The organism is Bacillus haikouensis (assembly GCF_013179555.1).
Lineage (GTDB): Bacteria > Bacillota > Bacilli > Bacillales > Bacillaceae_B > Rossellomorea > Rossellomorea haikouensis_A.
In genome coordinates, this window is record NZ_JABMCR010000236.1 from 1 (window position 1) to 6,311 (window position 6,311).

The 6,311-nt window shown below is 48.4% G+C and carries 5 protein-coding genes and 1 riboswitch; all 5 genes read left to right on the top strand.

The annotated features are described in order from the left end of the window. On the top strand, positions 1–1,822 hold a 1,822-nt coding region (gene uvrA, locus HP456_RS18205; protein ID WP_172253720.1), incomplete at its 5' end, for an excinuclease ABC subunit UvrA. 453 nt (positions 1,823–2,275) lie between these two features. Beyond that, positions 2,276–2,381, top strand: a riboswitch (SAM riboswitch). Positions 2,382–2,498: 117 nt separating this feature from the next. Then, positions 2,499–3,524 carry a methionine ABC transporter ATP-binding protein gene (locus tag HP456_RS18210; protein WP_172253722.1) on the top strand — a complete coding sequence of 342 codons (1,026 nt, stop codon included), beginning with the start codon at positions 2,499–2,501 and terminating at the stop codon, positions 3,522–3,524. Next, complete coding sequence (locus HP456_RS18215; RefSeq protein WP_172253724.1) at positions 3,514–4,176, top strand: methionine ABC transporter permease; 663 nt, start codon at positions 3,514–3,516, stop codon at positions 4,174–4,176. Before HP456_RS18210 ends, HP456_RS18215 begins: the two co-directional genes overlap by 11 nt. Before the next feature lie 11 nt (positions 4,177–4,187). Beyond that, entirely contained in the window at positions 4,188–5,024 is an 837-nt protein-coding gene (locus HP456_RS18220; protein ID WP_172253726.1) for a MetQ/NlpA family ABC transporter substrate-binding protein, read from the top strand. A 12-nt stretch (positions 5,025–5,036) separates the two neighbouring features. Beyond that, positions 5,037–6,236, top strand: a complete 1,200-nt coding sequence (locus tag HP456_RS18225; protein WP_172253728.1) for a M20 family metallopeptidase — start codon at positions 5,037–5,039, stop codon at positions 6,234–6,236. Positions 6,237–6,311: the final 75 nt, after the last annotated feature.

The window sequence follows — 6,311 nt, forward strand, 5'->3', positions numbered from 1 at the left end:
CGGCAAAGACGAGATCTATTTCCGTTACGAAAACGACTTCGGTCAAGTGCGCGAAAACTATCTTCGCTTTGAAGGGGTCATGAAAAATATAGAGCGCCGTTACCGGGAAACAAGCTCGGACTATATCCGGGAGCAAATGGAGAAGTACATGGCCCAGCAGGACTGCCCGACTTGTAACGGACACCGGCTGAAAGAAGAAAGCCTGGCGGTGAAGGTGGATTCCCTTCACGTCGGAGAAGTCACGGCATTCTCGATTGAGGAAGCAGACAATTTCTTTGCTCAGCTCGAACTTTCAGAAAAAGACATGAAAATTGCAAAGCTGATCCTGAGGGAGATCCGCGAACGTCTCGGATTCCTGGTAAATGTGGGACTTGACTATCTGACATTAAGCCGTGCTGCAGGAACTCTTTCAGGAGGGGAAGCGCAGCGGATTCGTCTCGCAACCCAGATCGGGTCGCGCCTGACAGGGGTCCTGTATATTCTTGATGAGCCATCAATCGGTCTTCATCAGCGTGACAATGACCGATTGATCGAAACACTCAAAAACATGCGTGATATCGGCAACACCCTGATTGTTGTCGAACATGACGAGGATACGATGCTGGCAGCTGATTATCTGATTGATATCGGTCCGGGAGCAGGAGTGCATGGCGGGGAAGTCATCTCAGCCGGAACACCTGACGAGGTCATGGAAGACAAAAAGTCATTGACTGGCCAATATTTATCCGGAAAGAGATTCATTCCGCTCCCTCACGAAAGACGCAAGCCGGACGGAAGATATCTTGAGATTGTCGGTGCCAAAGAAAACAACTTGAACAACGTGAAGGCTAAGTTTCCGCTCGGAATCTTTACAGCGGTAACAGGTGTTTCAGGGTCCGGAAAGAGTACGCTGATTAATGAAATCCTTCACAAATCCCTGGCACAAAAGCTTCACAATGCTAAAACCAAACCTGGTGAGCATAAAGAAGTGAAAGGGATCGACCATCTCGACAAGGTAATCGATATCGATCAGTCGCCGATCGGCCGTACTCCCAGATCGAATCCGGCCACCTACACAGGCGTATTCGATGATATCCGCGATGTATTCGCGACGACTAATGAAGCCAAGGTGCGCGGGTATAAAAAAGGACGCTTCAGCTTCAACGTAAAAGGCGGAAGATGCGAAGCCTGCCGAGGTGACGGAATCATCAAGATCGAAATGCACTTCCTGCCGGATGTATATGTCCCATGTGAAGTATGTCATGGAAAACGATACAACCGCGAAACTCTTGAAGTGAAGTACAAGGACAGGAATATTGCAGACGTTCTTGAAATGACAGTTGAAGATGCGGTGAAGTTCTTCGAAAACATCCCGAAAATCAAACGGAAGCTTCAAACGATCTTTGATGTCGGGTTAGGATACATTACGCTTGGACAGCCGGCGACGACCCTTTCCGGAGGGGAAGCACAGCGTGTGAAATTAGCGTCCGAGCTGCACCGGCGTTCCACCGGCCGTTCGCTTTATATCCTGGATGAGCCGACAACCGGCCTCCATGTCGACGATATCGCAAGACTGCTAGTCGTTCTTCAGCGCCTTGTCGAAAACGGGGACACAGTCCTTGTCATTGAACACAATTTGGATGTCATCAAAGCGGCTGACTACATCATCGATCTTGGGCCTGAAGGCGGGGATAAAGGCGGTACAATTATCGCCAGCGGAACCCCTGAAAAAGTTGCCGAGGCTAAAGGGTCCTACACAGGGAAGTACTTGAAACCAATTCTTGAACGGGACCGCGACCGGATGCAGAAGAAGATCCGTGAGAAAGAAGAGGTAACGAGTTAATATGTAATCAAAAAAGAGCCGGAGAAATCCGGCTCTTTTTTGACGTTGGTAATGTTTTTGTCTGATATAAGCTGGCTCCGGCTGTTGATTGCAGCAAGAAGACACCTGGGGGAGAAGTGGCTGATATGTGAGACTTGCCCAGATCAAGCTTTATGCCACCCGCCTCTCCTCCGCTTTTCCATCGTCCAAGCTGAGTGCACCATAAAATTAAAGAGCGCCTTCCCGGCCCATTCATCCTATACTTGTCAGGGCTGGGAAAGGCGCTATCCACTTTTCTATCCGGGGGGATGGAGGTTCAAGGGTAGCCGGCAGAATGCGGATTCTTGCACGGAAATCAACAGCGCTACTTAAAATCAAAAAACTTTGAATACAGCATTGACAAAAGATTTAGAATCTTATACTATTATCCTAATACTTATTTGCAGTACTACTTAAATTTAATAAAGCGATATCTTCTTATCCAGAGAGGTGGAGGGACTGGCCCTGCGATACCTCGGCAACGGGTTCTTTATGAATACCGTGCCAATTCCATCAAGTCATTTGACTTGAAAGATGAGAAGAGCGGGACATCTACATATTTGTGCCTCTCTTCTTATGAAGGGGGGCATTTTCTATTTCATCCATGTCCTTACCTGCCGGCATCAAGAAGATTCATAGAGAGAGGAGCAAGACTTGTATGATCAGAGTTCAGAATGTTACGAAAGTATTCGAGACGAAAGATGGTCCATTCACAGCATTGAAGAATGTGTCCTTCCAGGTGGAAAAGGGAGAAATCTATGGGGTCATTGGATTCAGCGGGGCTGGGAAGAGTACGCTCGTCCGCTGCCTTAATTATTTGGAAAAGCCCACTTCCGGAGAAATTTTGATCGAAGACCGCAGCTTGAAAGAGCAGTCTGCAGCAGATCTGCGGAAAGAACGCCACCGGATAGGAATGATCTTTCAGCACTTTAATCTGTTTCAATCCCGGACCGTTTCAGGGAATATCGCTTATCCTCTGAAACTGGCAAAATGGCCGAAGGAAAAAATCGAGCAGAGGGTAAAAGAATTACTGGCATTTGTCGGGCTCGAAGATAAAGCGAAGCATTATCCCGATGAATTGTCAGGCGGCCAGAAGCAAAGAGTGGGCATCGCGAGGGCCCTTGCGACATCTCCTTCGATCCTGCTTTGTGACGAAGCGACATCCGCCCTAGATCCGCAAACAACGGAATCAATCCTGAATCTGTTGAAAAGAATCAACGCCGAATACGGCATCACAATTGTGATGATCACCCATGAAATGCAGGTGATCCGCGAAATCTGTGACAAAGTGGCAGTGATGGAGAATGGGGAAATCGTCGAGGAAGGAAGCGTCTTTGATATCTTTTCCAATCCTCAAACCCCTACTACGAAAAACTTTGTGAAGAGCGTCATGAACGATCAGCTGCCGGCATCAGTACTCGATAAATTGAATGACAGCAAACATGGACGCATTTGCCGCCTGATTTTCAAAGGGGATTCAACGGGGTCACCGATTCTTTCCGAAACGGCAAAAGCATTCAGTGCCCACATCAACGTATTATTCGGGCAGATCACAGAGCTTCAAGGGAAGCCGTTTGGGAATCTAATCGTACAGATCATCGGCAGTGAGAAGGAAACCGCAGAGATCTTACAGTATTGGCAGAAGCGACTATTCGTAAGTGAGGTGGAGAAACGTGCAAGTTAATTGGGAGTTATTTTGGCCGAGAATACTCGAAGCGACCTGGGATACAGTGGCGATGGTCTCGTTCTCATTGTTATTTGCCACATTGATCGGTTTACCGCTCGGCATCATCGTGGTTGTCACGAGGAAGGGGCATTTACTTGAGAACAAAGCGGTTTTTTCCGTGCTGAGCAGCATCATCAACGTTTTCCGTTCAGTTCCGTTCATCATTTTGATGGTGGCGATCATTCCGTTTACAAGATTGGTAGTGGGAACCTCGATCGGTACGGCAGCTGCGGTGGTCCCCCTGGTCGTGTTTGCAGCACCATATATAGCAAGACTTGTAGAGAGTTCGCTTCTTGAAGTAGATCCGGGCGTCATAGAAGCCGCTGAGTCCATGGGCGCGGGCCCTTGGCAGATCATCTTCGGAATCCTTATACCGGAGGCGTTGAGCACGCTGGTCCTCAATATCACGATTGCGACCATCGGGCTTGTCGGAGCTTCCGCCATGGCCGGGGCAGTCGGCGGCGGAGGACTTGGAGACCTCGCCATCGCTTATGGCTATCAGAGATTTGAAACTTCGGTCATGATCGTGACTGTCATTATATTAATCGTGATGGTCCAGGGTCTACAGACTGCAGGAAATACATTATCAAAAGTCATCAGAAGAAGATAGGAGAGAATACCATGAAAAAATCAATCAGTTTAGCCAGTATCGCCATATTATTATTCACCCTCATTTTGAGTGGATGCTCTGGAGACAGTGTATCCGGTTCAGAAGATAAAAAAGTGGTCAAAGTCGGTGTGAACGGATCGGGCGTACCGATTTGGGACTATATGAAAGAGAAAGCTGCCAAGGAAGGAATCGAAATCGAGATTGTCGAGTTTGCCGATTATGTAAGGCCAAATCAGGCATTGGCTGATGGAGATATCGATTTGAACGCGTTCCAGACCATTTCGTACTTTGACTCATTTGTAAAAGAACATAACCTGGATCTTGTACCCATCGGCACAACGATCATCGCTCCGATGGGAATTTATTCCGAGAAGCATAAATCGGTTGAAGATTTGCCTGAAGGAAGTAAAGTCGCCGTGCCACAAGAAGCAACAAACCTTGGCCGTGCTCTGCTTCTTCTGGAGGAAGCAGGATTGGTTAAGCTGAAAGAGGGATTTGATCAGTCACAGGGACTTGAAGCAATCAAAGAAAATCCAAAAAACCTGGAGTTTACGCCGGTCGTCGCTGCACAAACACCACGCGTTCTGCCGGATGTGGCCGCCTCCATCATCAATAACGGAGTAGCGGTGGAAGCAGGATTTGTACCAGTTGAAGACAGCATCTACATCGAAGGGGCAGAATCAAAGCCATTCATCAACATCATTGCTGCACAGGAAAAAGACAAAGACAACAAAACGTACAAAAAAATCGTCGAGCTTTATCAGGAAGATGACGTAGCTGAGCATATCAAGGAAACGTATAAAGATTCACTGATTCCAACATTTGTACCGGTCAGTGAATTACATTAGGAGGGTGAAGATATGAGTCAGACAACAGTAATTGCCGATCGTCGAAAGAACATCATCTCAGCAGTGGATCAATTGGCATTGAAACTGGTTTCGATCAGTCATCAAATTCACGACAAACCTGAAATTGGAAATGAAGAATTCTTTGCTTCAGAGACACTGACCTCCCTGCTGTCAGCACACGGATTCACGATCGAACGGGGAGTGGCGGGACATGAAACATCGTTCGTTGCCCGGAAACGTTCAGGGAAAGAAGGTCCGGTCATCGGCTACCTGGCTGAATATGATGCGCTTCCCGGACTGGGGCATGCGTGCGGCCATAATATCATCGGAACGGCAAGCTGCGGAGCGGCAATTTCCCTCGCATCCGTCCTCGATGAAACGGGAGGTGAAGTCGTGGTGTTCGGAACCCCTGCTGAAGAAGGGGGACCGAACGGCAGTGCGAAAGGAAGTTTTGTGAAAGCGGGCTTGTTCGAGGGCGTGGATGCCTGCCTGATGGTTCATCCGTACAACCGGACTACGCTGACTGGAAAAACGCTCGCCGTTGATCCGCTGGACTTCGAATTTAAAGGACGCTCTGCCCATGCGGCAGCATCTCCCGAAGACGGTATAAATGCACTCGACGGCGTCATTCAGCTGTTCAACGGCATCAACGCTCTCCGCCAGCATGTGACCGATGACGTGAGGATTCACGGCATTATCACCCATGGAGGGGATGCACCGAACATCGTCCCCGACTACGCAAAGGCACGGTTTTATATTCGCGCTGCCACACGTGAAGCATGCAATGAAGTCACGAAAAAAGTAAAAGCCATCGCTGAAGGAGCGGCCCTTGCCACAGGTACAGAAGTCAAGGTTATTAAAATACAAAACGAGGTCGATCATTTTCAGCTGAACCGCCGTTTCGATAAAGTGTTTCAGCAATCCATCGAGTCACTTGGTGAATATTTTGATGAAACCGAACGAAAAGGTCTCGGTTCTTCGGATGCCGGCAACGTCAGCAGGGTGGTCCCGACCATCCACCCTTACATTAAAATCGGACCCGAATCACTTGTTGTCCATACCAATGAATTCAGGGAAGCCGCCAAGTCCCCTGAGGGTGACCTGGCCCTGCTTACAGGAGCAAAGGCGTTGGCGCTGACGGGGTATGAACTTCTGACGGATTCAGAACTTTTGGTGGAGATATGGCAGGAGTTTAAAGACCGGCAGGAATGAATGATATGAAAGCGTGCAGACAATGCGATGTCTGCACGCTTTTTTTATTTCACATCGGCCTCTTTCTGCAAAACA